Annotated in this window: 24 protein-coding genes; 21 read left to right on the top strand and 3 right to left on the bottom strand. The window is 44.7% G+C overall.

From position 1 onward, the window contains the following. The 3 genes from ACWNM1_RS14165 (at position 1) to lipB (ending at position 3,273) form a co-directional block, all read left to right on the top strand. On the top strand, positions 1–987 hold the full coding sequence (locus ACWNM1_RS14165) for an alpha-ketoacid dehydrogenase subunit beta (RefSeq protein ID WP_449601409.1): 987 nt from the start codon (positions 1–3) through the stop codon (positions 985–987). Between the two features lie 158 nt (positions 988–1,145). After that, a complete protein-coding gene (locus ACWNM1_RS14160; protein WP_449601408.1) occupies positions 1,146–2,507 on the top strand; it encodes a dihydrolipoamide acetyltransferase family protein in 1,362 nt (453 codons plus the stop codon). A 55-nt stretch (positions 2,508–2,562) separates the two neighbouring features. After that, positions 2,563–3,273, top strand: coding sequence for a lipoyl(octanoyl) transferase LipB (lipB, locus tag ACWNM1_RS14155; RefSeq protein ID WP_449601407.1), 711 nt, complete (start codon positions 2,563–2,565; stop codon positions 3,271–3,273). Between the two features lie 82 nt (positions 3,274–3,355). On the opposite strand, the gene prli42 is transcribed toward lipB, so the two are convergent. Continuing rightward, positions 3,356–3,457 carry a stressosome-associated protein Prli42 gene (gene prli42 / locus ACWNM1_RS14150; RefSeq protein ID WP_094872112.1) on the bottom strand — a complete coding sequence of 34 codons (102 nt, stop codon included), beginning with the start codon at positions 3,455–3,457 and terminating at the stop codon, positions 3,356–3,358. Positions 3,458–3,551: 94 nt separating this feature from the next. Between prli42 and ACWNM1_RS14145 the strand changes: the two genes are divergently transcribed. Then, positions 3,552–4,679, top strand: coding sequence for a tripeptidase T (locus ACWNM1_RS14145; protein WP_339266270.1), 1,128 nt, complete (start codon positions 3,552–3,554; stop codon positions 4,677–4,679). A 218-nt stretch (positions 4,680–4,897) separates the two neighbouring features. On the opposite strand, the gene ACWNM1_RS14140 is transcribed toward ACWNM1_RS14145, so the two are convergent. After that, a complete protein-coding gene (locus tag ACWNM1_RS14140; protein ID WP_179085764.1) occupies positions 4,898–5,071 on the bottom strand; it encodes a hypothetical protein in 174 nt (57 codons plus the stop codon). A gap of 77 nt (positions 5,072–5,148) precedes the next feature. Between ACWNM1_RS14140 and ACWNM1_RS14135 the strand changes: the two genes are divergently transcribed. The 9 genes from ACWNM1_RS14135 to ACWNM1_RS14095 all read left to right on the top strand — a co-directional run bounded on the left by ACWNM1_RS14135 (position 5,149) and on the right by ACWNM1_RS14095 (position 13,403). Then, entirely contained in the window at positions 5,149–5,721 is a 573-nt protein-coding gene (locus ACWNM1_RS14135) for an NUDIX hydrolase (protein ID WP_076299537.1), read from the top strand. After that, positions 5,712–6,911 (top strand): endonuclease Q family protein, encoded by a 1,200-nt coding sequence (locus ACWNM1_RS14130; RefSeq protein WP_449601421.1) that lies wholly within the window; start codon positions 5,712–5,714, stop codon positions 6,909–6,911. The genes ACWNM1_RS14135 and ACWNM1_RS14130 overlap by 10 nt, the downstream gene beginning before the upstream one ends. Positions 6,912–6,992: 81 nt before the next feature. Further along, positions 6,993–7,643, top strand: a complete 651-nt coding sequence (gene spoIIM, locus ACWNM1_RS14125) for a stage II sporulation protein M (RefSeq protein WP_076284509.1) — start codon at positions 6,993–6,995, stop codon at positions 7,641–7,643. An 89-nt stretch (positions 7,644–7,732) separates the two neighbouring features. Then, positions 7,733–8,197, top strand: coding sequence for a ferric iron uptake transcriptional regulator (gene fur / locus ACWNM1_RS14120; protein ID WP_042129744.1), 465 nt, complete (start codon positions 7,733–7,735; stop codon positions 8,195–8,197). Positions 8,198–8,358: 161 nt separating this feature from the next. After that, positions 8,359–8,592 (top strand): DUF4227 family protein, encoded by a 234-nt coding sequence (locus ACWNM1_RS14115; protein WP_188114651.1) that lies wholly within the window; start codon positions 8,359–8,361, stop codon positions 8,590–8,592. A 158-nt stretch (positions 8,593–8,750) separates the two neighbouring features. After that, the gene (gene xerD / locus ACWNM1_RS14110) at positions 8,751–9,644 is read left to right on the top strand and encodes a site-specific tyrosine recombinase XerD (RefSeq protein ID WP_449601406.1); all 894 of its coding nucleotides are present in this window, start codon (positions 8,751–8,753) and stop codon (positions 9,642–9,644) included. A gap of 227 nt (positions 9,645–9,871) precedes the next feature. Continuing rightward, the gene (deoB, locus tag ACWNM1_RS14105; protein WP_449601405.1) at positions 9,872–11,050 is read left to right on the top strand and encodes a phosphopentomutase; all 1,179 of its coding nucleotides are present in this window, start codon (positions 9,872–9,874) and stop codon (positions 11,048–11,050) included. A 44-nt stretch (positions 11,051–11,094) separates the two neighbouring features. After that, the gene (locus ACWNM1_RS14100; RefSeq protein WP_449601404.1) at positions 11,095–11,919 is read left to right on the top strand and encodes a purine-nucleoside phosphorylase; all 825 of its coding nucleotides are present in this window, start codon (positions 11,095–11,097) and stop codon (positions 11,917–11,919) included. A 152-nt stretch (positions 11,920–12,071) separates the two neighbouring features. Next, a complete protein-coding gene (locus ACWNM1_RS14095) occupies positions 12,072–13,403 on the top strand; it encodes a pyrimidine-nucleoside phosphorylase (protein ID WP_449601403.1) in 1,332 nt (443 codons plus the stop codon). A 103-nt stretch (positions 13,404–13,506) separates the two neighbouring features. On the opposite strand, the gene ACWNM1_RS14090 is transcribed toward ACWNM1_RS14095, so the two are convergent. After that, on the bottom strand, positions 13,507–14,520 hold the full coding sequence (locus tag ACWNM1_RS14090; protein ID WP_449601402.1) for a serine hydrolase domain-containing protein: 1,014 nt from the start codon (positions 14,518–14,520) through the stop codon (positions 13,507–13,509). A gap of 324 nt (positions 14,521–14,844) precedes the next feature. On the opposite strand from ACWNM1_RS14090, the gene ACWNM1_RS14085 reads away from it, so the two are divergent. The 8 genes from ACWNM1_RS14085 to cheB all read left to right on the top strand — a co-directional run bounded on the left by ACWNM1_RS14085 (position 14,845) and on the right by cheB (position 24,439). Further along, positions 14,845–16,032 (top strand): D-alanyl-D-alanine carboxypeptidase family protein, encoded by a 1,188-nt coding sequence (locus tag ACWNM1_RS14085; protein ID WP_449601420.1) that lies wholly within the window; start codon positions 14,845–14,847, stop codon positions 16,030–16,032. A gap of 175 nt (positions 16,033–16,207) precedes the next feature. Continuing rightward, on the top strand, positions 16,208–16,561 hold the full coding sequence (spoIIAA, locus tag ACWNM1_RS14080) for an anti-sigma F factor antagonist (RefSeq protein ID WP_042129729.1): 354 nt from the start codon (positions 16,208–16,210) through the stop codon (positions 16,559–16,561). Next, on the top strand, positions 16,558–17,013 hold the full coding sequence (spoIIAB, locus tag ACWNM1_RS14075; RefSeq protein WP_042129726.1) for an anti-sigma F factor: 456 nt from the start codon (positions 16,558–16,560) through the stop codon (positions 17,011–17,013). The genes spoIIAA and spoIIAB overlap by 4 nt, the downstream gene beginning before the upstream one ends. 11 nt (positions 17,014–17,024) lie before the next feature. Further along, complete coding sequence (gene sigF, locus ACWNM1_RS14070) at positions 17,025–17,780, top strand: RNA polymerase sporulation sigma factor SigF (RefSeq protein WP_042129724.1); 756 nt, start codon at positions 17,025–17,027, stop codon at positions 17,778–17,780. A 98-nt stretch (positions 17,781–17,878) separates the two neighbouring features. Next, positions 17,879–20,812 (top strand): PAS domain S-box protein, encoded by a 2,934-nt coding sequence (locus tag ACWNM1_RS14065; RefSeq protein ID WP_449601401.1) that lies wholly within the window; start codon positions 17,879–17,881, stop codon positions 20,810–20,812. A 40-nt stretch (positions 20,813–20,852) separates the two neighbouring features. Then, positions 20,853–21,515, top strand: coding sequence for a response regulator transcription factor (locus ACWNM1_RS14060; protein ID WP_449601400.1), 663 nt, complete (start codon positions 20,853–20,855; stop codon positions 21,513–21,515). A gap of 204 nt (positions 21,516–21,719) precedes the next feature. Beyond that, positions 21,720–23,318, top strand: a complete 1,599-nt coding sequence (locus ACWNM1_RS14055; protein WP_449601399.1) for a HAMP domain-containing methyl-accepting chemotaxis protein — start codon at positions 21,720–21,722, stop codon at positions 23,316–23,318. Positions 23,319–23,359: 41 nt separating this feature from the next. Then, positions 23,360–24,439 carry a chemotaxis-specific protein-glutamate methyltransferase CheB gene (gene cheB, locus ACWNM1_RS14050; protein ID WP_449601398.1) on the top strand — a complete coding sequence of 360 codons (1,080 nt, stop codon included), beginning with the start codon at positions 23,360–23,362 and terminating at the stop codon, positions 24,437–24,439. Positions 24,440–24,454 lie beyond the last annotated feature (15 nt).

Here is a 24,454-nt window from a genome sequence, read left to right as displayed (position 1 = left end):
ATGGCTATAATGGAATATATCGATGCCATTCGGCTCGCGATGAAGGAAGAAATGGAACGCGATGAATCCGTGTTTGTGCTTGGTGAGGACGTGGGGCTCAAAGGTGGCGTATTTACCACAACAAAAGGCCTGCAAGAACAGTTCGGAGAAGAGCGCGTACTAGATACACCGTTAGCGGAATCAGCTATAGCTGGTGTGGCGATTGGTGCAGCTATGTATGGTATGAAGCCGATTGCTGAAATGCAGTACTCTGACTTCATGCTTCCAGCAACGAATCAAATCATTAGCGAAGCGGCCAAAATCCGCTATCGTTCAAATAACGATTGGAATTGCCCGGTTGTTATTCGTGCGCCTATCGGCGGCGGTGTATTCGGCGGTCTGTACCATTCTCAGTGCCCGGAATCGATTTTCTTCGGTACACCGGGATTGAAGATTGTCGCACCTTACTCTGCTTACGATGCAAAAGGACTATTGAAAGCAGCCGTTCGTGATCCTGATCCGGTTTTATTCTTCGAGAACAAAAAGTGCTATAAGCTGATCAAGGAAGAAGTGCCAGAAGGTGATTACACCGTTCCAATTGGCGAAGCTAATCTGCTGCGTAAGGGAACAGATATTACGGTTATTGGTTATAGTTTGCCATTGCATTTTGCGATGCAAGCAGCAGAAGAATTGGAGCGCGAAGAAGGCATTACAGCACATATTCTGGATCTGCGGACCTTGCAGCCTCTTGATCGTGAGGCGATCATAGCTGCTACTCGTGAGACAGGGAAGGTTCTTATTGTGCACGAGGACAATAAAACGGGCGGTATTGGTGGCGAAGTGGCGGCGATTATCGCTGAACATTGTCTATTTGAACTAGACGCGCCGATCTTCCGTCTTTGTGGTCCCGATGTTCCAGCGATGCCAATCAGCCCGCCAATGGAGAAGTTCTTCATGCTTAGCAAAGAAAAAGTGAAGGCGGAAATGCTTCGACTGGCGCAATATTAAAATAGTTGAGTGGACGCGAAGCTTCATACAACTTAAAGATTATGCTTTCGATGCAAGTTTTACTGCGAAGTATTTCTAAGAAGCGAAGCTTCGTAAAACTTTTAAGATTATGCTTACGAAGTGAGTTTTACTTCGTAAAACTTTTAAGGAGTGAAAAGATGTCTGACAACCAAAAGTTGACTGACGTGATCATGCCGCAGCTGGCGGAATCGCTAGTATCGGCGACGATCGGCAAATGGCTGAAGAAACCGGGCGATCCGGTAGAGCAATACGAACCAATATGTGAGCTTATTACAGATAAGGTAAATGCTGAATTGCCTTCAACGATAGATGGAGTTATGGGTGAACTATTAGCGGAAGAAGGTCAGGTTGTCAATGTCGGCGAAGTCATTTGTCGTATTGCCGTGCCTGTGACTGCACCTGCTGCTGTAAACGTGACTAACACTAATACAGTTGCAGCTAATAATGTTGCAGAACAAAATGCGACTTCAATTGCTAGCGATACGATGCGTGCACGCTACTCTCCTGCGGTACAGACTTTGGCGGCTGAGCATAACATCGACCTGACTTTAGTTATGGGTACTGGTATGGGTGGCCGAATTACCCGTAAGGATGTGCTGGCCTTCATCGAAAGTGGCGGAGCTACATCTCCAGCTTCGATTTCTGCTAGTCAACCAACCCGAGTAGTGTCACAACCGCCTGCTCCACAGTTCGTTCAAGCCCAAGAGAAGAAGGCGGAAGAGCCTCTTCGCCATTCGGGTCTACATTTGAGCGAATCTCCTCGTATTCCAACAATTGAAGTCGAGGGTGGCCGGGGCAGCAGTTCGGAATACCTGATTGATGTAACACCAATCCGGAATACAATCGCTACAAGAATGCGCCAAAGTGTCTCGGAGATTCCGCATGCTTGGACAATGATTGAGGTAGATGTGACTAATCTGGTCGCACTGCGCAATAAACATAAGGATGAGTTCAAGCGTAAAGAAGGTATCAATCTAACCTATCTGGCTTTCATGATGAAGGCTGTTGTGAGTGCGATTAAGGATTACCCGATTATGAACTCTGTCTGGGCTGTAGATAAAATTATTGTCAAACGTGATATCAATATCTCGTTAGCGGTAGGTACTGAAGATTCGGTTATCACTCCTGTAATTAAGAAGGCTGATCAGAAAAACGTTGCCGGGCTGGCACGTGAGATTGATGAATTGGCACAAAAAACCCGCGAAGGCAAACTGAGTCTGGAAGATTTGCAGGGAGGGACTTTCACTGTAAATAATACCGGCTCATTTGGCTCCATTCTTTCTTATCCAATCATTAACTATCCACAGGCAGCGATTTTAACGTTTGAATCGATTGTGAAAAGACCTGTGGTCATTAACGATATGATAGGTGTACGGTCAATGGCTAATATTTGTCTGTCGCTGGATCATCGGATTCTGGACGGAGTGATTTGCGGTCGTTTCTTGCAACGCGTCAAGGATAACATTGAAGGATATACCCCAGATACGAAACTTTATTAAAAATAATAACGAGCCAAACTGTGCAGGCATGAGACTGAAAAGGGGACCTGACGGTATGAATAATTCGGATATTCGTAAGCTGCAGATTTCATATGACCCTATTATGGAGTATGGGGAGGCTTGGGATCTGCAAAAGGAAAGTGTGCAAGCCATTGATGCAGGTGAGCAACCGGAACGATTGATTCTTTTGCAGCATCCGCCTACCTATACTATTGGTTCACAGAATCATCCCGAACATCTTCTTCTAGATGAAGAGCAGCTCAAAGAAAAAGGAATTGCGCTGTTTGAAATCGACCGGGGAGGAGATATTACATATCACGGACCGGGTCAGCTTGTAGGTTATCCGATCCTTATGCTCGGTGAAGAAGGTAAGGTAGATTTACGCGGGTACTTGCGCAGTCTGGAAGCAGTGATTATTGATTATTTGGCATCCTACGGAATTGTAGGAGAACGGAAGCCGGAGTATACAGGGGTATGGGTTGGCGACGAGAAGATCTGTGCCATTGGTGTTAAGTTTAACAAAAGCAAATTCCGAAGAGGGTTTATTACTAGCCATGGTTTTGCTTTTAACATTTCTGAAGGAATATCTGGATACGGCTTTCAAGGGATTATTCCATGCGGTATCACTGAATTTGGAGTAACTTCCCTAGAGGAGTGTGCAGGTCGTCGTTTTGAACTTCAAGATGTGGCCAAAGAATTGGTTCCGTATTTTCTAAGACACTTTCCTTATGAAGAGCAGGATGAGTTCTTTGGCACTTTGGCTTAAGGTTGATTAACGAACTAACAGGCAAGCCAAATAGCGGCAAGGGGGTCCCTAGCCGCTATTATCAATGTTCCTTGTGAAGATATTAACCTGCAAGGAAAGGCTCGATAACCATAAAGAGCGTAGAGGCAATCATGGCGAACAACATGACGTAGATGAAGATTTTGAACCACTTATTACGTTGCATGAGTAACTCCTTTAGATTTAGTTTAAGTTAATAGCATGAAGATGGTCTTTCTGTACAACCATTGTAACGTATTCACGAAAGAGAGGGAAGTCCAGTGATTTCACAAGACAGATTGATTCAAGAATTTATGGAGCTTGTCCAAGTTGATAGTGAAACAAGAAATGAACGGCAGATTGCCGATGTGCTCAAGAGCAAATTTAACGCTCTTGGCTTAGAAGTTACCGAAGATGATTCCCAGGAAAGAACTGGACATGGAGCGGGCAATCTATTCATTACCTGGCCGGCTGAGAACGGCGGATCTGCGCCAAAGCTTCTGTTCACTTGCCACATGGATACAGTTGTTCCTGGACAAAATATCAAGCCTACGCTCGGCGCGGATGGATGGATTACAAGTGACGGCACTACGATCCTTGGAGCAGATGACAAAGCTGGGCTAGCTGCACTGTTCGAAGCGATCAGAGTGATTCAAGAGCAAAAATTGCCACATGGTCAGATTCAGTTCGTAATTACTGCGGGTGAAGAATCTGGATTGCTAGGTGCACGTTCGATGGATCCGAGCAATTTGGATGCAGACTTCGGTTTCGCACTCGACTCCAATGGTGAAGTTGGTGCGATTGCAGTTGCGGCACCTACACAAGCTAAGATTACGATGCAAATCTTCGGAAAATCAGCTCATGCAGGTGTTAATCCAGAAGACGGCATCAGTGCGATTCAAGTAGCCAGTAAAGCGATTGCCGCCATGAAGCTTGGTCGGATCGACAACGAAACGACTGCGAATATCGGTAAATTCGCTGGCGGCGGACCTACGAATGTGGTGTGTGATCACGTTCAATTGGATGCAGAAGCACGTAGTATCGTGCAGGAAAAAGTTGGGGATCAAATCGCTTCGATGCGTGAAGCACTGGAGACCACTGTCCGCGAATACGGTGCAGAATGCGAATTCCGCAGTGAAATTATTTATCCAGCGTTCAGCTTTAATGAAAATGATCCAGTGGTACAGCTTGCACAGCGGGCTATCACTTCTATGGGGCTTACGCCGCGTCTGTTCCACTCTGGTGGAGGAAGTGACGCTAACGTATTCAATGGCTTAGATGTTCCGACCATTAATCTCGCAGTAGGATACGAGCATATCCATACCACTAAGGAACGGATTAAAGCCGAAGATATCGTTAAAGTGGCTGAGCTTGTAGTAAATATTGTTAAAGAGAGTGTGAAGGGATAACCTTCTTATAAAATAGCAGAGCAGCGATCCTACCGTAACGGAGGATTGCTGCTCTGTATTTTTTATGGGGAGTTTAATGCAGCCAGATTTAGGGAAATCCAAAAAAGTTATCTGAGGCTAAAGGACTCAGATGACACTAAAAGCAAATTTATCGCTTTTTGGGACACCCCTATATTCGGATGCACATGTATGATTAAATCCTAATGGAAAGAATGAATTTACCCTGCTTTGGTTGGAATGATCTTGGATTGATCCTTTAGGGAGAGAATGTATGAGAGAGGCATATCGGGCCCATACCGCTCTATCCACCTAGCTAAAATGGCCTTGATTTCCTCCGGTTTACCTACCATTGTAACTGCGGATGAGCTTGTACGGCTGAAGATTTCGTTCATCTGAAATTCCTTCTTTCCCTTTAAGTTTGCTATAATACACCGTATGCACAATAGAGAAAAAGGAGACCAGAAACTTTATGGGAGAACAACATTTGCACAGCAAACCCGAGCTTGATGAAGTGACATTGTCTACACAGCCTGTTTTTGATGGGAAGATTATATCTTTACAGGTGGACACAGTGAGACTGCCTGATGGAAATACTGCGACACGTGAAGTTGTGAAGCATCCCGGCGCCGTAGCGGTGCTTGCTTTAAACAACAACAAAATGCTTGTTGTAGAGCAATACCGTCAGCCCATGCAACGCACTGAAGTAGAAATTCCGGCTGGGAAGCTGGATAAAGGTGAAGATCCATTAGTTGCGGCTGGTCGTGAACTTCAGGAAGAGACTGGATTTCACAGTGGAGATTTGAAATTGCTTAAATCCTTCTATACTTCTCCCGGCTTCGCCGATGAGATTATTCATTTGTATGTGACTACTAATGCAAAGCCAGGGGATATGTCCCTGGACGAGGACGAATTTCTAGAAGTTTCGGAGCTTACCCTGGAGGAAGCGTATCAATATATGGCTGACGGGCGCATCGCGGACGCGAAGACGATGATGGCAGTGTATGCTTGGCATCTATACACACTGACAGGCCAATGGAATTAACAGCTGAATTGAAGAGTTTCTATTGCGATCTGCATGTTCATATTGGACGAACGTCGGAAGGACAAGCGGTCAAAATCAGCGGCAGCCGCGAGCTTACCTTTGCGGGCATTGCCAAAGAGGCTGCAGAGCGCAAGGGACTAGAAATGATCGGTATTATTGATAGTCATTCACCAGGCGTTCTACGTGATATTCATCGTTCCTTGGAATCTGGAGAGATGACGTTAGCTGAAGGTGGAGGGATTGCTTACCGAGGGACTACGATCATTCTGGGAACAGAGATTGAAATCCGCGAGCCTGGGCGAAAAGAGTGCCATGTACTCGCCTACATGCCGGACGTGGAGCGCATGACCGATTTTAGTGCGTGGATGAGCCGCTATATGCGGAATGTGAATCTAAGTTCCCAGCGCCTGTATGCTCCTGCTAGGGAGCTTCAGGATGAGATTTATGGGCGGGGAGGCATTCTTATCCCTGCACATATTTTCACGCCTCACAAGGGCTTGTACGGCTGTGCAGCGGAGCGTATGGCAGACATCTTTGATCTGGGTCGCATAGCAGCAGTTGAGCTAGGGCTGAGTGCAGATTCGGAAATGGCGGGTTATCTTTCTGAGCTGGATGACTTCACATTCCTAACGAACTCTGATGCGCATTCACTGGGCAAACTAGGTCGAGAGTATAATGTAATGGCGTTGGCACGACCTTCTTTTGCTGAACTACGACTCGCACTAGAACGTAAGGAAGGGCGGAAGGTAACAGCCAATTTCGGACTTAACCCCCGGCTTGGTAAATACCACCGAACCTACTGCGGAGGTTGTGGCAGTATTATTGACGAAGCTTATGTCACATCGGAACGCTGCCAGTATTGTGGCAGTCTTAAATTGGTGAGAGGTGTATTCGACCGGATCCTAGATATCGCAGACCGCAAGACGCCTCTAGTACCCACAAATCGTCCGCCTTATCACTATCAGGTTCCACTTGAATTTATTCCAGGCCTCGGGAAGGCTAAGATGAACGCGTTACTGCAAGCTTTTGGCACGGAGATGAACATTTTACATGGTTGTGGTGAAGCGGAAATTGCTAGCATAGTAGGAGTGGATTTGGCGGCTATGATCGTTCGGGCCCGCTCAGGCATATTGGAATTATCAGCAGGCGGTGGGGGAACATACGGCAAAGTCGTACAACCTGGAAAGTAGAGTTATTGTCCTAAGGACAAGTCATATCGCGGAACGTTTTCTCATATGGTGTAACATGTAACCGGAAAGGGGAACGTCTCGATGCGTAATTTAAGGCTGATGATGAAGGAACAGACGCCTCTGTATATTTTTGTCGGCGTATTATTTCTGGTAGGTGTTGTATTTGGAGCTCTTATCGTTAGTGCGCTTACGATGGATCAGCAACAGGAGCTGGGGGATTATCTAGGGAATTTCTTTGTAACGGTTGATCAGCAGGGTCTACCCGCAGCACCTGATTCGTACTGGAGTATAGCGGCCTTAAATCTGAAATGGATTGGGCTGATCTGGATCCTTGGATTATCAGTCATTGGGCTGCCGGGAATCTTGATTCTTGATTTTCTTAAAGGGGTATTGATCGGCTTTACGGTCGGTTGTCTAGTAAGTCAATATTCATGGCACGGAATGCTGTTCGCATTAGTCTCCGTGGCTCCGCACAATCTGGTACTGATTCCTGTGTTGTTAGTAAGTAGTGCAGCGGCGATCGCCTTTTCCTTGCAGATGATTCGTAGCCGAGTGCTAGGACAACGTCGGACACCAGTGACTAGACCTTTTACTATGTACACCATATTGTCACTTGTAATGGCACTGTTGATTCTGGGCATTTCTAGTTTTGAGACCTATGTTACGCCGATCATGATGCGCTGGGTTACGCCTTCACTTGTACAAGCAGTGACTACCTTGGGCTTGCAGTAAAAGCGTTTGACTTCTCAAAGCGACACCCCCTATAATGGAAGAAGTGGTTTGAAGACCGGTGAGGTTATTTTCCAAGGGGGAGGGAGACAATGGAAGCTCGGATAGACAAAATTAAGCAACAGTTACAATCCCAAGGATACAAGCTTACACCCCAACGGGAAGCGACCTTAAGAGTGCTGCTGGAGAATGAGGAAGATCATCTTAGCGCTGAAGATGTTTTTATGCTCGTGAAAGAGAAAGCTCCCGAGATCGGTCTTGCGACTGTATATCGTACCCTGGAACTTCTTAGCGAGCTTCACGTCGTAGAAAAGATTAACTTCGGTGACGGTGTCGCCCGTTATGATCTGCGAACAGATACTGCGAAGCACCATCATCATCATTTAATTTGTGTGCAATGCGGTAGTATGGATGAGATTCGCGAGGATTGGTTAGGTCCGCTAGAAGAGCGACTGGAGAAAGAATTTAATTTCACAGTGCTTGATCATAGACTTGATTTTCATGGGATATGCTATCGGTGTAGCGATAAGAATAATTCAAACGGAAATCCGTCCTAAGTCATCTTATAATGAAATTCACTTCATAAGCTCTCCCCGGTTTTTTACCGGAGAGAGCTTTTTAAATGATTGGTCTATTAGAGGTATACATATCAGTCCGTTTTGGTGCATAAGGTGAAGGACGAGCAGATCTTAACTGTATGTTAGAGGGAGGCGTCCTTATGATCGTTTCTGTGCCCAAAACAGTTCGAAAGCTGTATTTTATGATCATGTTTGTGGCTCTAAGCTATTTGCTCTACAGTGCTATGAGCTGGCTTGGTGAATGGATCAGTCCGATAGAGAATTATGGAATTCCTGAAGGCTCCGCTGTTCGGGCTTTTGATCATGCCGATCGTGGTGACGATGGTCTGGATACAAGACAGCGTTTGCGCTTCTATTACTGGTATGGAGAATGAAAGCTTCGCAGGAAGCAGGAACAAGCGAGAAGAATGTCGAAGAAAACAAGGTGGATTCATGCAGCGTATACTAAATGTACACATCTGCAGAACCCTCATGCTGAATGTGCTGCAGGAAGTCACTATGAGTAGCTGCGCCAGGACAGGAGCGTGAAATAATGAAGTCACACTTGCAGCCGTTTTTACATTATTTGTCCGGAGATAAAGGCTTGTCCCCGAATACACTGGAATCTTACGGTAGGGATGTATCGCAGTTTCTGGAGTTCACTGAAGAGCGGGGGGCTAGTCAGCCTGATGAGATCCGAAGATCGCATGTGATATTATATCTTGGCTCATTACGCGGAGCTGGTCGAGCAACTGCAACGTTGAACAGGAACGCAGTGTCCCTCCGTGCTTTTTTTCATTATTTGCTGAAGGAACGTTTGATTGAGCAGGATCCAACACTGGACATGGAGACCATGAAGCCTGATAAGAAACCTCCTATGGTGCTTACCATTTCGGAAATAGAGCAGTTATTGGCTGCGCCGGATGTAAGTACACCACAAGGGATGCGCGATAAGGCTATGCTGGAATTACTCTATGCAACAGGCATTAAGGTCTCTGAATTAATCTCACTTAACGTGGATGATGTGCACACGGATATGAAATTTGCGCGTTGTACAGGAACTTCTGGCAAGGAGCGGGTAGTTCCCATTGGAACCCTTGCAGCTGAGAGTGTAGCGGCTTACACTTCACTTATGCGGGACAAGTTGCTTCGTGATCACCAGGAGGAAACAGCCATGTTTCTGAATAGTCTAGGCGGAAGATTAACCCGGCAAGGCTTTTGGAAAATCATAAAAAAATATGCACGGGAAGCAAACATTGAGCAGGATATTACGCCGCATACACTTAGGCATTCCTTCGCAGCCCATTTACTGGAAGGCGGAGCAGATTTGCGTTCCGTACAACAAATGCTGGGTCATGCCGATATTTCGACGACTCAGATTTATAACGGTATAGCCCGTAAGAATATGAAGGAAGTATATGAGAGCCACCATCCTAGAGCTCGATAATTCTGCTTTAAAGATGCTTTTTGTGAGTAAGATGGTTATGATGGAATCATACTGAAAGGATAGACTGGGGAATGATCCGCAGGTTATCTTTTAGCAGAAACGGATACCTGATAAGCGGTACGTTGTATCGCTAGCTTCGGAAGCGTATGTCTTCTGGAAGACGGTACAGCCGTTTCTTCTTGTTGGTACGAAAGAATATCTATATTAAAAAAGGAGTGAAGACAACAATGTCCTCATTTAAACGAATTGGGTTTATTGTTCTAGATAGTGTTGGTATCGGTGAAGCACCAGATGCTGCGAATTTCGGCGATGCTGGGTCGCACACGCTTGGTCATATATTGGATCGTGTTCCTGGTTTGAAGCTTCCTAATCTCCAGAAGCTCGGGTTAGCTAATATTGCTCCGCTGCCACCTCTAGAGCCTGTAGCTTCACCAACAGGGTACTACGGCAAAATGCAGGAAGTATCTGTAGGCAAGGATACGATGACCGGACACTGGGAGCTAATGGGGCTGAAGATTGAGGTTCCTTTCAATACGTATCCTGACGGTTTTCCAGCAGAATTGATTGAGAAGTTCGAAGCGGCAACTGGTCGTAAGGTAATCGGGAATAAACCGGCTTCCGGAACGGAGATTCTTGTTGAATACGGCGAAGAGCAAATGAAAACCGGTGCTTGGATTGTCTATACCTCTGCGGACAGCGTATTCCAGCTTGCTGCACATGAAGATATCATTCCACTCGAAGAGCTGTACAGCGCTTGTAAAATAGCCCGTGAGCTGACGATGGCTCCAGAATTCTCGGTTGGTCGCGTGATTGCTCGTCCATATGTTGGCGAACCAGGGAAATTCGTTCGGACGCCAAACCGGCATGACTATGCTGTGAAGCCGCCAGAACCAACGGTAATGAACGCGCTGACTGATATCGGTAAGGATGTTATCGCGGTGGGTAAGATCAACGATATCTTTACAGGAGAAGGAGTTACGGCTTCTTATCCAACGAAGAGCAATGAACATGGAATCGAAGTTACTATTGAGCAGCTTCGTCAACCGTTTGAAGGTTTCCTATTTACGAATCTGGTGGATTTTGATTCTTTGTATGGACATCGTCGTGATCCAGAAGGATACGGTCGTGCACTAGAAGTGTTCGATCAGGCGTTGCCTGAAATTCTATCTACGCTCGGTGAAGATGATCTATTGATTATTTCTGCAGACCATGGTAACGATCCGATCCATAGTGGAACTGACCATACCCGTGAATATGTACCGCTCTTAATCTATAGCCCGCGGTTTAAACATCCAGAAAGTTTGGGCATTCGTGAAACCTTCTCTGATGTAGCTGCAACCATTGCTGATAACTTTGGTGCGAAGGCGCCGCAGTATGGGACAAGCTTTTTAGCGAAACTGCAATAAAAGGTTGTGGGTTGCTCCACAACATCAATGAAGGAGGATCATCCATGAGCGCATTAACTCAAAAAGAAATTCAAGAAGCAGCTATGTATATAAAAGACAAATGTCCGGTGGCTCCGGAAATTGGATTGATCCTTGGTTCAGGCCTCGGTGTGCTTGCAGACCTTATTACTGATGGAGTAAGCATTCCATATGATGAGATTCCTCACTTTCCTGTTTCTACTGTAGAAGGACATGAGGGCGAGCTATTAATTGGTATGATCGAAGGCCGCCGAGTCGTGATGATGAAGGGCCGCTTTCATATGTATGAGGGTTATGGACCGGAGGTAACGGCATTCCCTGTACGGGTTATGAAAGAGCTTGGAATAGCCAGTTTACTAGTAACGAATGCAGCTGGTGGAGTGAACACTGATTTCACGCCGGGTGATCTTATGCTTCTTACGGATCATCTTAATATGACCGGTCGGAATCCTTTAATAGGACCTAATGATCCTGCACTTGGTGTGCGCTTCCCAGATATGTCGACCGCCTACAGTCGCCGCCTGATCCAGGTAGCGAAGGAAACGGCAGCTCAGCAGAATTTCGAGTTCAAAGAAGGTGTATATGCAGGTCTATTGGGACCTTGCTACGAAACGCCTGCTGAAATCGTAATGCTTCGTACGCTAGGTGCCGATGCAGTGGGCATGTCTACTGTATCGGAGACCATTGTTGCTCGTCATGCAGGTATCGAGGTATTGGGCATCTCCTGTATTACTAACATGGCCGCGGGAATCCTGGATCAACCTCTCAATCATGAAGAGGTGATGGAAACTGCAGAACGTGTACGTGAACGTTTCTTGAAACTGGTCTTAGGCTTTATTCCGAAAATGTAATTTCGGGCACTGCATTTTGAATTACTGGGAGGTCATAATTATGACACAAGTGATTAAATTTAAGCCATTGACGCACGAACAGGTAGTTAATTTAACTAAACCAAAATATATCGGATTTGCTCGCGCAAATGTCCGTGAAATGCAGGTGTAAAATGAGAGCTGTCGATATTATTCAGAAAAAAAGAGACGGTGGAGAGCTGAGCCGTGAGGAAATATCCTTTCTAATTCAAGGCTATAGTAAAGGTGAAGTTCCTGATTATCAACTTTCCGCTTGGGCCATGGCAGTTTATTTTCAAGGTATGAACGCACGGGAGACCGGTGATCTAACGATGGAAATGGCGATGTCCGGTGATCAAGTGGATCTGAGCCCAATCGCAGGCATTAAGGTTGATAAGCACTCCACAGGTGGAGTGGGAGATAAAACCACCGTGGTGCTTGCACCGTTGGTAGCCTCTGCTGGAGTACCGGTAGCGAAGATGTCCGGCCGCGGACTTGGGCATACAGGGGGTACACTTGATAAGCTGGAGTCGATCACTGGCTTTTCTGTAGAGATGGATCGCGAGCGTTTCTTTGATCAAGTAGGGGAGATCGGAGCTGCCGTGATCGGCCAGTCGGGCAACATTACACCCGCTGACAAAAAGCTGTATGCCCTTCGGGATGTAACAGCAACTGTTGAATCCATCCCTCTTATTGCAAGCTCAGTGATGAGCAAGAAGATTGCAGCGGGTGCAGACGCCATTGTACTGGATGTCAAAACCGGCAGCGGTGCTTTTATGAAGACGCTTGATGATTCTATTGCGCTTGCCCAGGCTATGGTGGATATTGGCACCCATTTGGGTCGTAATACTGTTGCGATCATCAGTGATATGGATCAGCCACTGGGTTACGGGATCGGAAATGCGCTGGAAATTAAGGAAGGAATCGAGACCTTGAAGGGTCACGGTCCTAAAGATTTACAGGAAGTCTGCCTTATTCTGGGCAGCCAGATGCTTGTTCTTGGCGGTAAAGCCAAGGATGAAGCGGAGGCTCGTTCGATTCTGATGACACATATTGAAGATGGCACAGCGCTGGAGAAATTCAAACAGATCGTGAGTGCGCAAGGCGGAGATGTTTCGCAAATCGATGATCCGGAGAAACTCCCTGCTGCTAAACGATTCATTGAAGTGAAAGCGAAGACTAAGGGTTTCATTGAGGGGATTCAAGCAGAAGAAATCGGTATTGCTGCTATGCTGCTTGGTGCAGGACGTGAAACCAAGGAATCTGTAATAGATTTGGCTGTAGGTATTCAACTCTCTAAAAAAGTTGGAGATGCTGTAGAGATTGGGGATACACTTGCAGTATTGCATATCAATGATGCCAGTGATAAGAAAGTAGAGGAAGCTGAGGGCAAGGTGTTAGAAGCTTACCGTATTACTTCTGAATCGGTTCCACCATTGCCACTGGTGTTCGCGCTTGTTACGAAGGATGGAGTAACACGGTACTAGCCAAGGAAATGTAATTATTGTCATGACAAAGACTTAAATAGACATTAAAACAGCGAGCCTCCGTTGATAGGAGCCTCGCTGTTTTACATTTTTGACGGAGCAGCTACAAATGCTTATCGATAAGATTGAAAATCTGAGAAGCCCCGCTGCTTGTATTACATAATACGACCACAGTCTCTCCACTAGCCGGATAGATAGCAGATCGGAAGGAAACACCGGGATCGTAGCCCATAATGTGAAACTTGAACACTTTTTCTTCTCGGAGGGTGATCCATACACCATAACCATAATAGCCTTCACCATCCACATGTATGTGGGGAGTAAGCAGCAATGAAGTGAGTACTGGACTCAAAAGGGTATAGTTCATTAGCCCGTTCCAGAATAACTGCATGTCGGGAGCGGTTACGAAAGCTCCACCGTCAGCGCCTCCTTTTACCGGGATTGAATAGATGTTGCTTCTCCAGCTACCGTTCTCTTCCTCTATGTATCCTAGTGCACAGTTGGCTGGTAAAGCATCTAACGTAAAGTAACCGGATTGCTCCATTCCGCAAGGCTTAAAGATGTGAAGCTCCACATAATCCGAAAAGGACATTTCACTCAATTCCTCCACCAGAAGACCTAGCACGATATATCCGGCATTGTTGTAGTGGAAACGTTCACCAGGGGTCCACATCATGGGGAGGTTTCGAAACATTGGTACAAAGTCTTCCAGCTGCCGTAAAGTGTACATAGTTTGTGTCTTCCACAGTTCTTCGAAGTCATCCATGATTGTTTCATCAAAATAATCTGGAATCCCAGAGCTATGCGTAAGCAACTGATGTATGGTGATTTCAGAACTAAAGAGAGGGAACTCTACCTTCTTCAGATAGTCTGATAATCTGCTTTCGAAAGAAATCAATCCCCTTTCGACCAGTTGACAGACGGCAATTGCTGTGAATATTTTACACCCGGAAGCGATCCCGAACCGAGTATGAATATTGTTTTCGCGCTTATTCGCCTTATTGGCATAACCGTGACAGCTGCTGGCGATTTCTTTATCATATTGTTTTGCTAGTACTACACCTGAGAAATCGTTCTGTTTTGCTTCTGTCTCAATATAAGTTTCTAGTGGGTTCATTCGTATATTCACTCCTCTGTAAGACAGTATAGGTTCTTAGTTAGCATTCGTGAAAGTCTACGATTTACCTTTAAAAGTCCTAAAATAAGAGCTAAAAAAATGGAAATACTTTAAAATTGAAATATCATTTAATCTCCCCTATAATAAAAATGCTCTGCAACTGCTGCTGGGCTTTTTTTAATTGATGATATCCTTACTTCTTGAGATAAATAATTGTGGTTATTTCCTTAAAAATGGAATAATTTCCACCCTTTCTGACGAAACTGGAACACAGTACCTGTGATATGAAGGTTAACGTTCAGGAGGGGAACCATTGTGAGAAAAATGCGTTTTGCTGTGCTTGTGCTCTGTATCGCTGTATCGGTTCTAGGACCTATATCAGGCGCTTATGCAGAAGAAAAAACTAAGGACTCTGGCAGTAATGCTGCCGCTGTAGACCTCGCACCGGGAGCGCGTTCTGCTATTTTGATGGACGCTGGTACCGGAACCGTTATTTATGAGAAGAACAGCCATGATAAGCTGCCTCCCGCAAGTATTACGAAGATTATGACGATGTTACTAACGGTGGAAGCGCTGGATGAAGGAAGGCTGCAGCTGACTGATAAGGTGCGAACAAGTGAATATGCAGCTTCTATGGGCGGATCGCAGATTTTTCTGGAGCCTGGTGAAGAAATGTCGGTAGACGATATGCTCAAAGGCATCGCTATGGCTTCTGGTAATGATGCTTCTGTGGCGATGGCGGAGAAAATAGCTGGTTCAGAGAGTGCGTTTGTCGATCTGATGAATAAACGTGCAGAGGAACTGGGTCTAAAAGATACCCATTTTGCCAACTGCAACGGTCTTCCGGCCGCCAATCACTATTCCTCAGCTTACGATATTGCGGTCATCAGTCGTGAGCTTTTGAAGCATGATCAAATTATCAAATATACCGGTTCCTATCAGGATTACTTACGTAAGGATTCAACTAAACCGTTCTGGTTGGTGAACACGAACAAGCTAGTGCGTTTCTACACTGGTGCTGATGGTTTGAAGACTGGTTATACTGCTGAGGCAAAATTCTGTCTGTCCGCTACAGCAGCAAGAGATGGCCTTCGTGCTGTCGCTGTTGTGCTAGGCGAGCCGAACACAAAGACACGCAATAGTGAAGTGTCAGGCATGTTCGATTACCTGTTCTCGCAATATAAAGTACACACGATTCACAAAGAAGGGGATGCCATCGGCACCCTAAAGATTGAAAAGGGCGTAAAATCCGAGCTGCCGATAACGGCCAAAGAGACGTACAGTGTTCTTTTGAAAAAAGGTGTGACTCAAGAAGGCATTCGCCACGAACTAGTATTGCCGGAAAGCGTGAAGGCTCCAGTAGCTGAAGGTCAATCTGTGGGCAAGCTAGTTGTCTACCAAGGAACCCAAGTGATTAAGGAATATGAATTAAAAGCAGGGGAAGCTGTGCCGAAAGCAGGCTGGTGGAAGCTCTTTAAGCGCACAACTGGCTCGATGTTCGGCGTAGATTAAAAACAGTTTTTTTGTAGATTACCCCCATGTACTCTGTAGATTCATAGGGGTTTTCTTCTAGTTTTGTCGTGAGGCAGGATTCCTGATTTGCCGCGTAGAAAACCTTGTCCTTGAAGGGAATAGGTACTGTCTTTCAAGGTCAGTTTTCAAAGCAACGAAGAGGAGAGTGGCAAGCATGAATTCTCATGTGGAGATGGAGCATCACAGGGGTGTGTTGATTGTCCGTTTATCAGGGGAGTTGGATCATCACGCAGCCGATTTTGTAAGAATGGATATGGATGAAGCGATTATGCGTGGTCAGGTATCGCATTTGGTTCTTAGTCTTAAGCATCTGCAGTTTATGGACAGTTCAGGCCTTGGCGTGATTCTGGGAAGGTATAAACTGATCCACAGTAAAGGTGGAAAAATGGTTGTGTGTGACGCAACGGCACCTGTGAAGCGGCTGCTGGAAATGTCAGGCCTGTTCAAAATCATGCCCCTATATGACGACGAGAGTACTGCACTCTCGGATTTGGAGGTTGCGTTATGACAAATAGTAAGGCTGGTAACTTCATGAACGTGCAGTTCGCTGCACGCTCGGAGAACGAATCGTTCGCGCGTGTAGTCGTAGCGGCGTTCGTTTCCCGGCTTGATCCTACAATGGACGAGCTGAATGATCTGAAGACAGTCGTGTCGGAAGCGGTCACCAACTGTATTATTCATGGGTATGATAGTGATCCGGAAGGTATTGTGACTATTTCGGCATCGCTGGACAACGAAACGGTACATCTAACCATTGAGGATCAAGGACGGGGCATTGAGGATTTGGAGCTGGCGCAACAGCCGCTTTATACCTCTAAGCCAGAGCTGGAGCGGTCGGGCATGGGCTTTACTATTATGGAGAATTTCATGGATGAATTTGAAGTCACTAGTGAACCGGGACACGGTACTTCTATCTCAATGAAGAAAACCATCGTCTCGAAAAAAGCTTTATACAATTAGGGGTTGGAGCCATGGATGCAGAGTCAAAAAAAGCTCCGCCGACCTATTTGGACGATGCGGAGGTCAAACGTCTTATCGCGCTCAGTCAGGCTGGAGATAGTCTTGCCCGCGACACGCTTGTAAGCTGTAATATCCGACTGGTCTGGTCGGTAGTGCAGCGGTTTATGAACCGCGGGTATGAGCCTGACGATTTGTTCCAGATCGGTTGCATCGGACTACTGAAGTCCGTTGATAAATTTGACCTCAGTTATGAGGTCAAGTTCTCCACTTATGCGGTGCCGATGATTATCGGTGAGATTCAGCGTTTCCTTCGTGACGATGGCACCTTGAAGGTCAGTCGTTCCCTTAAGGAAATGGCTAATAAAGTTCGTAAGATGAAGGACGAAATGTCTAAAACGCTTGATCGTCTGCCTACGATTGGTGAGGTTGCGGAAGCGTTAGGGGTTACACCCGAAGAAGTGGTATTCGCTCAAGAAGCCAATAAACCACCGACCTCTATCCATGAGACGGTGTTTGAGAATGATGGAGATCCGATCACGCTGATTGATCAAATCGCTGACGAATCACAGGAGCGTTGGTTCGATAAGCTGGCATTAAATGAAGCTATCGGAGGCCTCAGTGAACGTGAACGTCTGATTGTCTATCTTCGCTACTATCGTGATCAAACGCAGTCGGAGGTCGCCAGTCGTCTAGGGATCTCTCAAGTGCAGGTATCCCGGCTGGAGAAGAAAATATTGCAGAATATCCGTGAGCAGATTGCTCAGTAGGATAAAGTTATTCATGTAATGACGCTTGTAAAATAGCGAATTAGAACAAAAAGCCGCCCCGAAAAAGGGGGGGCTTTTTATGTGGAGGTGATCTCAATATGCATTCACTCGGCGACGAGAATGTGATCACATGGTCTATGGATATGGAAGAAAATCTACTGACGATGTCGAGAATTTTAGAGGAATGGGTTGGTTGCACAAGTAAGACTAAACCGCACAGCCCTAGTTTTTTACGGGAACTTGTGAATGTAGTGGATCGTGATCGATATGATGCTTACATGGAAAGATTAAATGCTGGTCATATCAGTAGTCTTGAATATCGGATGCAACTACCTACTGCAGGACTGAAGTGGGTTCAAAATATCGGCACGCCTATCCTAAATAAGGAGAACAAGGTCTGCCGAATAGATGGGGTTATGCTGGACATTACTGAACAAAAAACGGCACAAATTCAATTAGAAAGCACATTTTCTTTGTATCAACAGATGTTCTCTAATCTAGATGTGGCGGTTTGGTCTTACGATTACGTATCTAAGAAAGTGTTATTTATATCGGATGCCATTCTCAATATCACCGGTTATTCCATTGAGCAGGTGAAAGAGGATGACTTTTGGCTTCGTATTGCTTATAAGGAAGAAAATCCCTTGATTCATGAGATCATATCATCAGTTGGTCAAGGGATTCCACAACTTAGTGAATATCGAATCATCCACGCAAGTGGTGAGCCTCGCTGGCTACAGGTCAGAATCATACCCAGTCTAGATGAATCCCAAGCGGTGGTTCGGTTAGACGGGATCTTGGCAGATATCACTGAAAGAAAGTTAATGAAGGAGGCATTACTCAAAAGTGAACAGCGCTATAAATCCTTATTTGACTATAACTCAGACGTCGTATGCGAGGTGAATCTGCAAGGTAATATTTTGGCAATCAACTCTGCGGCAGAGCAAATTACTGGAGAAGCTCTAGGTATGCTCGGAGATAACTTGTCGATCAGGAATCTGTTTGGTGTAGAGAATATATCAAAGATGTCGGATTCTTTTGAAAAAACAATATTGGGATCTGCTCAGCACTATGTTGTGACATCTTCCCGTGAGGATGGATCAGAGAGTCACTGGACTATGAAGAATATCCCGATTTATGTGAATAGTCGTATTGTGGGTGCATTTGTGGTCGCTAAAGATATAACATCAGCAGTAGAAGTAGAACATAAGTTAGCACAGCGTGAAGCAGAGTATAGACTTATTATTAATAACATGAAGGATATGATGGGGGTTCTGGATCAAAAAGGGAATTTTATTGTAGCCTCTCCCTCCTGTGAGACCCTAATCGGCATTCCTGTAGGTTTAATCAAGGACACTACCATCCTAGAGTATATCGATCCAGATGAGCGAGAAAGCTTGCGTGAACAAATATCAAATATTTTTCGGACAAAAGCAAGTAAGATGTTTTACAATCGTTTTATTCACACAAAAGGTTATATCTTAAATTTAGAATGTCTTGCTACTCCCGTTCTAGGTGAGGATGGAGAGGTAACGAGTATCGTAATTGTAGCAAGAGACATTACTAAGAGAGTCCAAATGGAAAATGAATTAAGGGAAAGCGAGGAGTTCAATCAGCAGCTGATCAAGATGTCGCCTGAAGCGGTTGTTCTGCATAGCGATTATAAGTTTGTTTATGTAAATTTCTCTTGTCTTGGATTATTTGGAGTTAGCGATGAGAGTCAATTGATCGGTAAAAATATTTTCAATTGGGCGCACCCGGAGTATCTGCGGCTGTCGAAAGAACGCATGCGTGAGATCTATAAAGAACCCTATAAGATCATAGCTCCTATTGAACAAAAGGTCGTACGTTCGGATGGAACGATTATCGATGTAGAGGTAACAGCTAGCTCCATTTTGTATAAGGGGAAAGTCGCATGTATCTCTATATTTAGGGATATAAGTGATCGAAAAAAAGCAGATGAGGACAGAGAACATACAGAGCAGATTATTCGAGAGAGTGAGGAACGGTATTTTCGCCTGCAAACGAGTCTCGATCAGTTCTCCCAAGATCTTTTTGGTGTGATGAAGATTAGTCATATGGAACAGCGGTTACTTAGAGAAGTCAGAGAAACTCTGCAGATAACAAATATAAAATTTATCGCAGTTGAATCTAACCATGATAAATTATGTGAAATTATCGAGACGGAGCAAGGGTATTCACTCAAGATCGGGGAGTCCAGAGGAAAAAGCTACTTGCTGTCGATTAACGAGAAGACGCTTTTACTAGAAATCGGTTCTATTCGAGTGTGGCTGGAGACGATTACCCGTTATGTCAGTGTTCTCTTTGATCATTTTTTGCTTATCGAAGATTTAACGAAGGATCTTGAGCTAGCGGCTTCTATGCAGGTGGCCCCTACATGGCTTCTCCGATTTATGTTTAATTTATCCGAGAATGAGCGAAAAAGACTTGCACAGGACTTACACGACTCAGCGCTTCAAGAACAGATTATCTGGTATCGTAAGCTGGATTTTCTCTTAGGTGAAAGGTCCATTAATGGGGAACTTAGAGAACAACTAGAACAGATCTCAGAAGGTTTACTTGATGTTATTTATCAACTGCGGATTATTTGTAACGAGCTCCGACCTCCTGCATTAATCAATGAAGGTCTTATCTCCTCGCTGGAGACGTTGTTTGAATTTACGCAGCTACGTACCAACTATCAGATTTATTTCGAGTCTGAAGGATTCACGCATAAGTTAGATGATGAAGTGCTTATAGGTCTGTACCGTATTGTGCAAGAGCTTTTAGCTAATGCAGCAAAGCACTCTTTTGCGACAGAAGTCCACATCACCTTAGCTAGTGAAGACAATCATATTCATTTGGATTATAAAGATAACGGAATCGGAATGAATTTATTTGGTGAGGATTCACTTACAAGTATGGGGATTTATGGGATGAAGGAAAGGGTTCGAAGTATGGATGGGTCCATAGTATTCCGATCGCCAGACAAAAAGGGATTAACGGTCAATATTTCTATACCTGCAGATTAATCATGCGGCATAACAATTGGATAGAGGGGTAGTCATAGGCATGATTCAAATATTGTTAGTGGATGATCATCCATCTGTTATGGAAGGGACTAAAATGATATTAGAGCAAGAGGGAGACATGAAGGTTACTCTAGCTAATTCAGCGGATGAAGTGCTTGAAATGGTGAGTAATCATTCCTTTGACGTAATGTTATTTGATCTTCATATCGCGGATGTGAATGGGATTGATTTGGCGAAGCAAGTATTAACAATGAACGCGGATGCGATTATCTTAATCTACACCGGATATGAATTTACTAACAAATTTAACCTGATGATAGAATCGGGGATCTTTGGGTTTATCTCAAAAACAACCAATAGAGAGCAGTTGATTACAGCGGTACGATGTGCATTAAGAGGGGAAGTCATTCTGCCGCGGACCTTAGTCATGCAGTTAAGAAAAGTATCGCCTAAAGGATTAGAAATCAATGATGAACAAGCAACCTCCATGATTAGCAAAAGGGAACATGAAATGCTGACGGAAATCGCAAAAGGAAAAAGTAATAAGGAAATAGCGGAGATTGTGCTTATGAGTCAGCGGTCACTAGAATATAGTTTAACGAATTTGTTCCAAAAGCTAAATGTGAAATCTAGAATTGAAGCGGCTATAAAAGCTAAACGGCTCGGAATATTGAAGGAATCAGATTTTACTAATTCATTGTGAAAATACGTAGCAACCCTATAGATTGAAATCCCGATCACTAGATAGTGAGGCGGGATTTTTTGTTTTGCGCGTCATTGCGTAGATGCGCAATAATTTTGCGTGATCACGCCATTTTTTTTCGGTTACCATATTCTGCTTACCGTTTATGATGAAATAGTTCCTAAGAATTACTAAAAATTGACTAACGTAATGAGGTGCAGAAGGATGAAATGGTTTTATAATTTGAGAACAGCAGTGAAGCTAATCTCAGCATTTGTGTTGGTATCAGTCATTTTATGCTTTGTAGGATTCTATGGAATAAGTAATTTGAGTAAGATGGATGAGTCCATCGAGGATATGTATAAAAATCGCTTAACACCGATTGCCTATCTCGGTGAAGCGAATGAACTTTTTTTAACGAATAGAATAAACATCCGGGATATAAATACGATGGCCCAAACCGAGGTGAAGAAAAAAGAATATCGGGATAAATTACATAAGAATGTCCAAAGCATTGAAGACATCATGAGTAAATACAGTAAGACAAGATTGAGAGAAGAAGAATTAGAGAAAATGAAGGATTATCCTGAGATCTGGCAACGTTATACCACCAGCGTGGATCATGCAATTGAATTGGATAAGAAGATCATTAGTAATGAAGAATATACGAATTATTTGCTGACAGGAGATTTACAGCTGGCCACCACGGAGATGACGAATTTCTTGCAAGGTTTAATTGACATTAATATGAAGCAGGCACAGGAATCCAGTGATAACGCCAATAAATTATATCAATCCTCTCGGCTGATTACCTTTAGTGTTACTATCATTGCACTTCTGATCAGCGTGGGTTTTGGCTATCTAATCTCGCAAATTATTGCACGGCCTCTTAATCAAGTGATGCGCCTGCTAGGTAAAGTAGCCAATGGAGACTTGAGCGAAACGTCGAATCTAAATTCTAAGGATGAGATCGGAAGACTTGCGAATTCTGTGAATGAAATGGTTCTGAACTTAAGGCATACTGTGGGGGGGATTTTGTCCTCTGCGGAAAGTGTCTCGGCGGCAGCACAGCAAATATCAGCAAGTACTGAGGAAGTAGCTAGCGGCAGTATGAGTCAAGCCACTGCAGCGCAAACGATGAATGAGTTGTTCCGAGAATTGTCTGAAGCGATTAATTCAGTAGCTCAGAGTGCAGAGCAAGCCTCAGAGCTGTCAGATCATACGATGCGTATTGCTCAAGATGGAGGTGCGGTGGTTACTGACTCCATTCAAGGGATGACGTTACTTAACAACCAAATGTCAAGACTAGAAGAAGGCTCAGATAAAATTGGCGAGATCATTGCGGTCATTGATGATATTGCAAAACAGACAAATCTGCTGGCTCTTAACGCAGCTATAGAAGCGGCTCGTGCAGGTGAACAGGGACGAGGTTTTGCCGTTGTAGCAAATGAAGTAAGAAAGCTAGCAGAGCGGAGCAGTGAGGCTACTAAGCAAGTCACGGACATTATTAAAGAAATGCAGAAGAATACGCAGCATAGTGTAAAGGCTGTAGTCGAAGGCGTAGCTTTTTCACAAAAAAATGGGGAAGCCTTTGATCATATTCTCTCTATGGTGAACGATACCGCTCATAAAGTAACAGAAATCGCTGCTGCCAGTGAAGAACAGGCCGCGCAGTCATCAGAGGTGTTGTACTCGATCGAGAGCATATCGGCAGCAACGGAAGAAATGGCGGCAAGCAGTAGTGAAACGGCAACGACGGCTAATGCATTAGCACAGCTTGCGGAGGAACTAAATGCACTCGTATCTATTTTTAAAGTTAAATAAACAGTGTCATGGGGATCATCATTGATAGGAGAGGGGAAGTAGTGCAAAAGTTAAAGGTGCTCGTTGTAGCTACTTCAGTAATGATGCGTAAACAGATCTCGAACCTTATTGCGGAGGATTCAATTATCGAGGTCATTGGAGCAGCTCGAAATGCATCCGAAGCGGTATGTATGGTTCAAGAATTCAGGCCTGATGTCGTGATTATAGATGTAGAAATGCCAGAATTGAACAGTTTAGTAGCACTCTCAAGCATTATGTCACAGCGCCCAACCCCCATCCTTATGCTAAGCCCAGGGACAAAGGATGGAATAACGGCAACCATCACAGGTCTACAGAACGGAGCAGTAGATTTTATATCCAAACCAACTCCATTCCATGGACCTGATTTATCCCATATAAAAGATGAGCTAATATTCAAGATTAAACAGGCTGCCCAAATTCCACTGAGAACCCTCATTCTTAACAATATTACTGTTTCCAAAGTGATTGCAGGACAACAGGCAGAAGACAATTCTAAGAAGGGATGTATGAAAGAATGGGATCAAATCGTGGCCATAGGATGTGGAGTAGGTGGCCCGAAGGCGCTTGAAATCGTAATTAGCTCGCTCCCGGCTAATTTTCCATATCCTTTGTTGATCGTTCAGCATATGCCGCCTAAGTATACGAAAGTATTAGCAGAACGATTAAATCGCTTCTCAAGTATACAGGTGGTTGAGGCGAAGAATGATCAGTTGGTGCTCGGCGGAACGGTATATATCGCATCTGGTAAATGTCATATGACTATAGTTCAGCAAGGGCAAGAATATAGAATTAAACTACACAGGAAAGCTCCAGTGAACGGGTATCGTCCATCTATTGATGTATTGTTCGATTCTATCTCAGGCTTAAAAAGCCTGAAGCAGCATGTGATCCTGATGACCGGAATGGGTAATGATGGAGCGAGAGGTATGCTGAATGCCAAACAAGCTGGCGCTCGATCTACCCTTGTAGAATCACAAGAGACTTCGATTGTAAATGAAATGCCTGAAGCGGCGTTGGCGCTAGGGTGTGTGGATCATGTGGTTCCTTCGCATTTGTTAGCCTCGAAGATTATGGAAGTTACAGGGGAGTTGCGGCGGTAGGTGGGGAAGAGTTAT

Source organism: Paenibacillus sp. Marseille-Q9583 (genome assembly GCF_976954365.1).
This window is presented reverse-complemented; position numbering and strand designations above follow the sequence as displayed.

Coding starts and splice junctions, on each gene's coding strand:
- ACWNM1_RS14165 (WP_449601409.1), top strand. CDS start 1: ATGGCTATAATGGAATATATCGATGCCATTCGGCTCGCGATGAAGGAA.
- ACWNM1_RS14160 (WP_449601408.1), top strand. CDS start 1,146: ATGTCTGACAACCAAAAGTTGACTGACGTGATCATGCCGCAGCTGGCG.
- lipB (WP_449601407.1), top strand. CDS start 2,563: ATGAATAATTCGGATATTCGTAAGCTGCAGATTTCATATGACCCTATT.
- prli42 (WP_094872112.1), bottom strand. CDS start 3,457: ATGCAACGTAATAAGTGGTTCAAAATCTTCATCTACGTCATGTTGTTC.
- ACWNM1_RS14140 (WP_179085764.1), bottom strand. CDS start 5,071: ATGAACGAAATCTTCAGCCGTACAAGCTCATCCGCAGTTACAATGGTA.
- ACWNM1_RS14135 (WP_076299537.1), top strand. CDS start 5,149: ATGGGAGAACAACATTTGCACAGCAAACCCGAGCTTGATGAAGTGACA.
- ACWNM1_RS14130 (WP_449601421.1), top strand. CDS start 5,712: ATGGAATTAACAGCTGAATTGAAGAGTTTCTATTGCGATCTGCATGTT.
- spoIIM (WP_076284509.1), top strand. CDS start 6,993: ATGCGTAATTTAAGGCTGATGATGAAGGAACAGACGCCTCTGTATATT.
- fur (WP_042129744.1), top strand. CDS start 7,733: ATGGAAGCTCGGATAGACAAAATTAAGCAACAGTTACAATCCCAAGGA.
- ACWNM1_RS14115 (WP_188114651.1), top strand. CDS start 8,359: ATGATCGTTTCTGTGCCCAAAACAGTTCGAAAGCTGTATTTTATGATC.
- xerD (WP_449601406.1), top strand. CDS start 8,751: ATGAAGTCACACTTGCAGCCGTTTTTACATTATTTGTCCGGAGATAAA.
- deoB (WP_449601405.1), top strand. CDS start 9,872: ATGTCCTCATTTAAACGAATTGGGTTTATTGTTCTAGATAGTGTTGGT.
- ACWNM1_RS14100 (WP_449601404.1), top strand. CDS start 11,095: ATGAGCGCATTAACTCAAAAAGAAATTCAAGAAGCAGCTATGTATATA.
- ACWNM1_RS14095 (WP_449601403.1), top strand. CDS start 12,072: ATGAGAGCTGTCGATATTATTCAGAAAAAAAGAGACGGTGGAGAGCTG.
- ACWNM1_RS14090 (WP_449601402.1), bottom strand. CDS start 14,520: ATGAACCCACTAGAAACTTATATTGAGACAGAAGCAAAACAGAACGAT.
- ACWNM1_RS14085 (WP_449601420.1), top strand. CDS start 14,845: ATGCGTTTTGCTGTGCTTGTGCTCTGTATCGCTGTATCGGTTCTAGGA.
- spoIIAA (WP_042129729.1), top strand. CDS start 16,208: ATGAATTCTCATGTGGAGATGGAGCATCACAGGGGTGTGTTGATTGTC.
- spoIIAB (WP_042129726.1), top strand. CDS start 16,558: ATGACAAATAGTAAGGCTGGTAACTTCATGAACGTGCAGTTCGCTGCA.
- sigF (WP_042129724.1), top strand. CDS start 17,025: ATGGATGCAGAGTCAAAAAAAGCTCCGCCGACCTATTTGGACGATGCG.
- ACWNM1_RS14065 (WP_449601401.1), top strand. CDS start 17,879: ATGCATTCACTCGGCGACGAGAATGTGATCACATGGTCTATGGATATG.
- ACWNM1_RS14060 (WP_449601400.1), top strand. CDS start 20,853: ATGATTCAAATATTGTTAGTGGATGATCATCCATCTGTTATGGAAGGG.
- ACWNM1_RS14055 (WP_449601399.1), top strand. CDS start 21,720: ATGAAATGGTTTTATAATTTGAGAACAGCAGTGAAGCTAATCTCAGCA.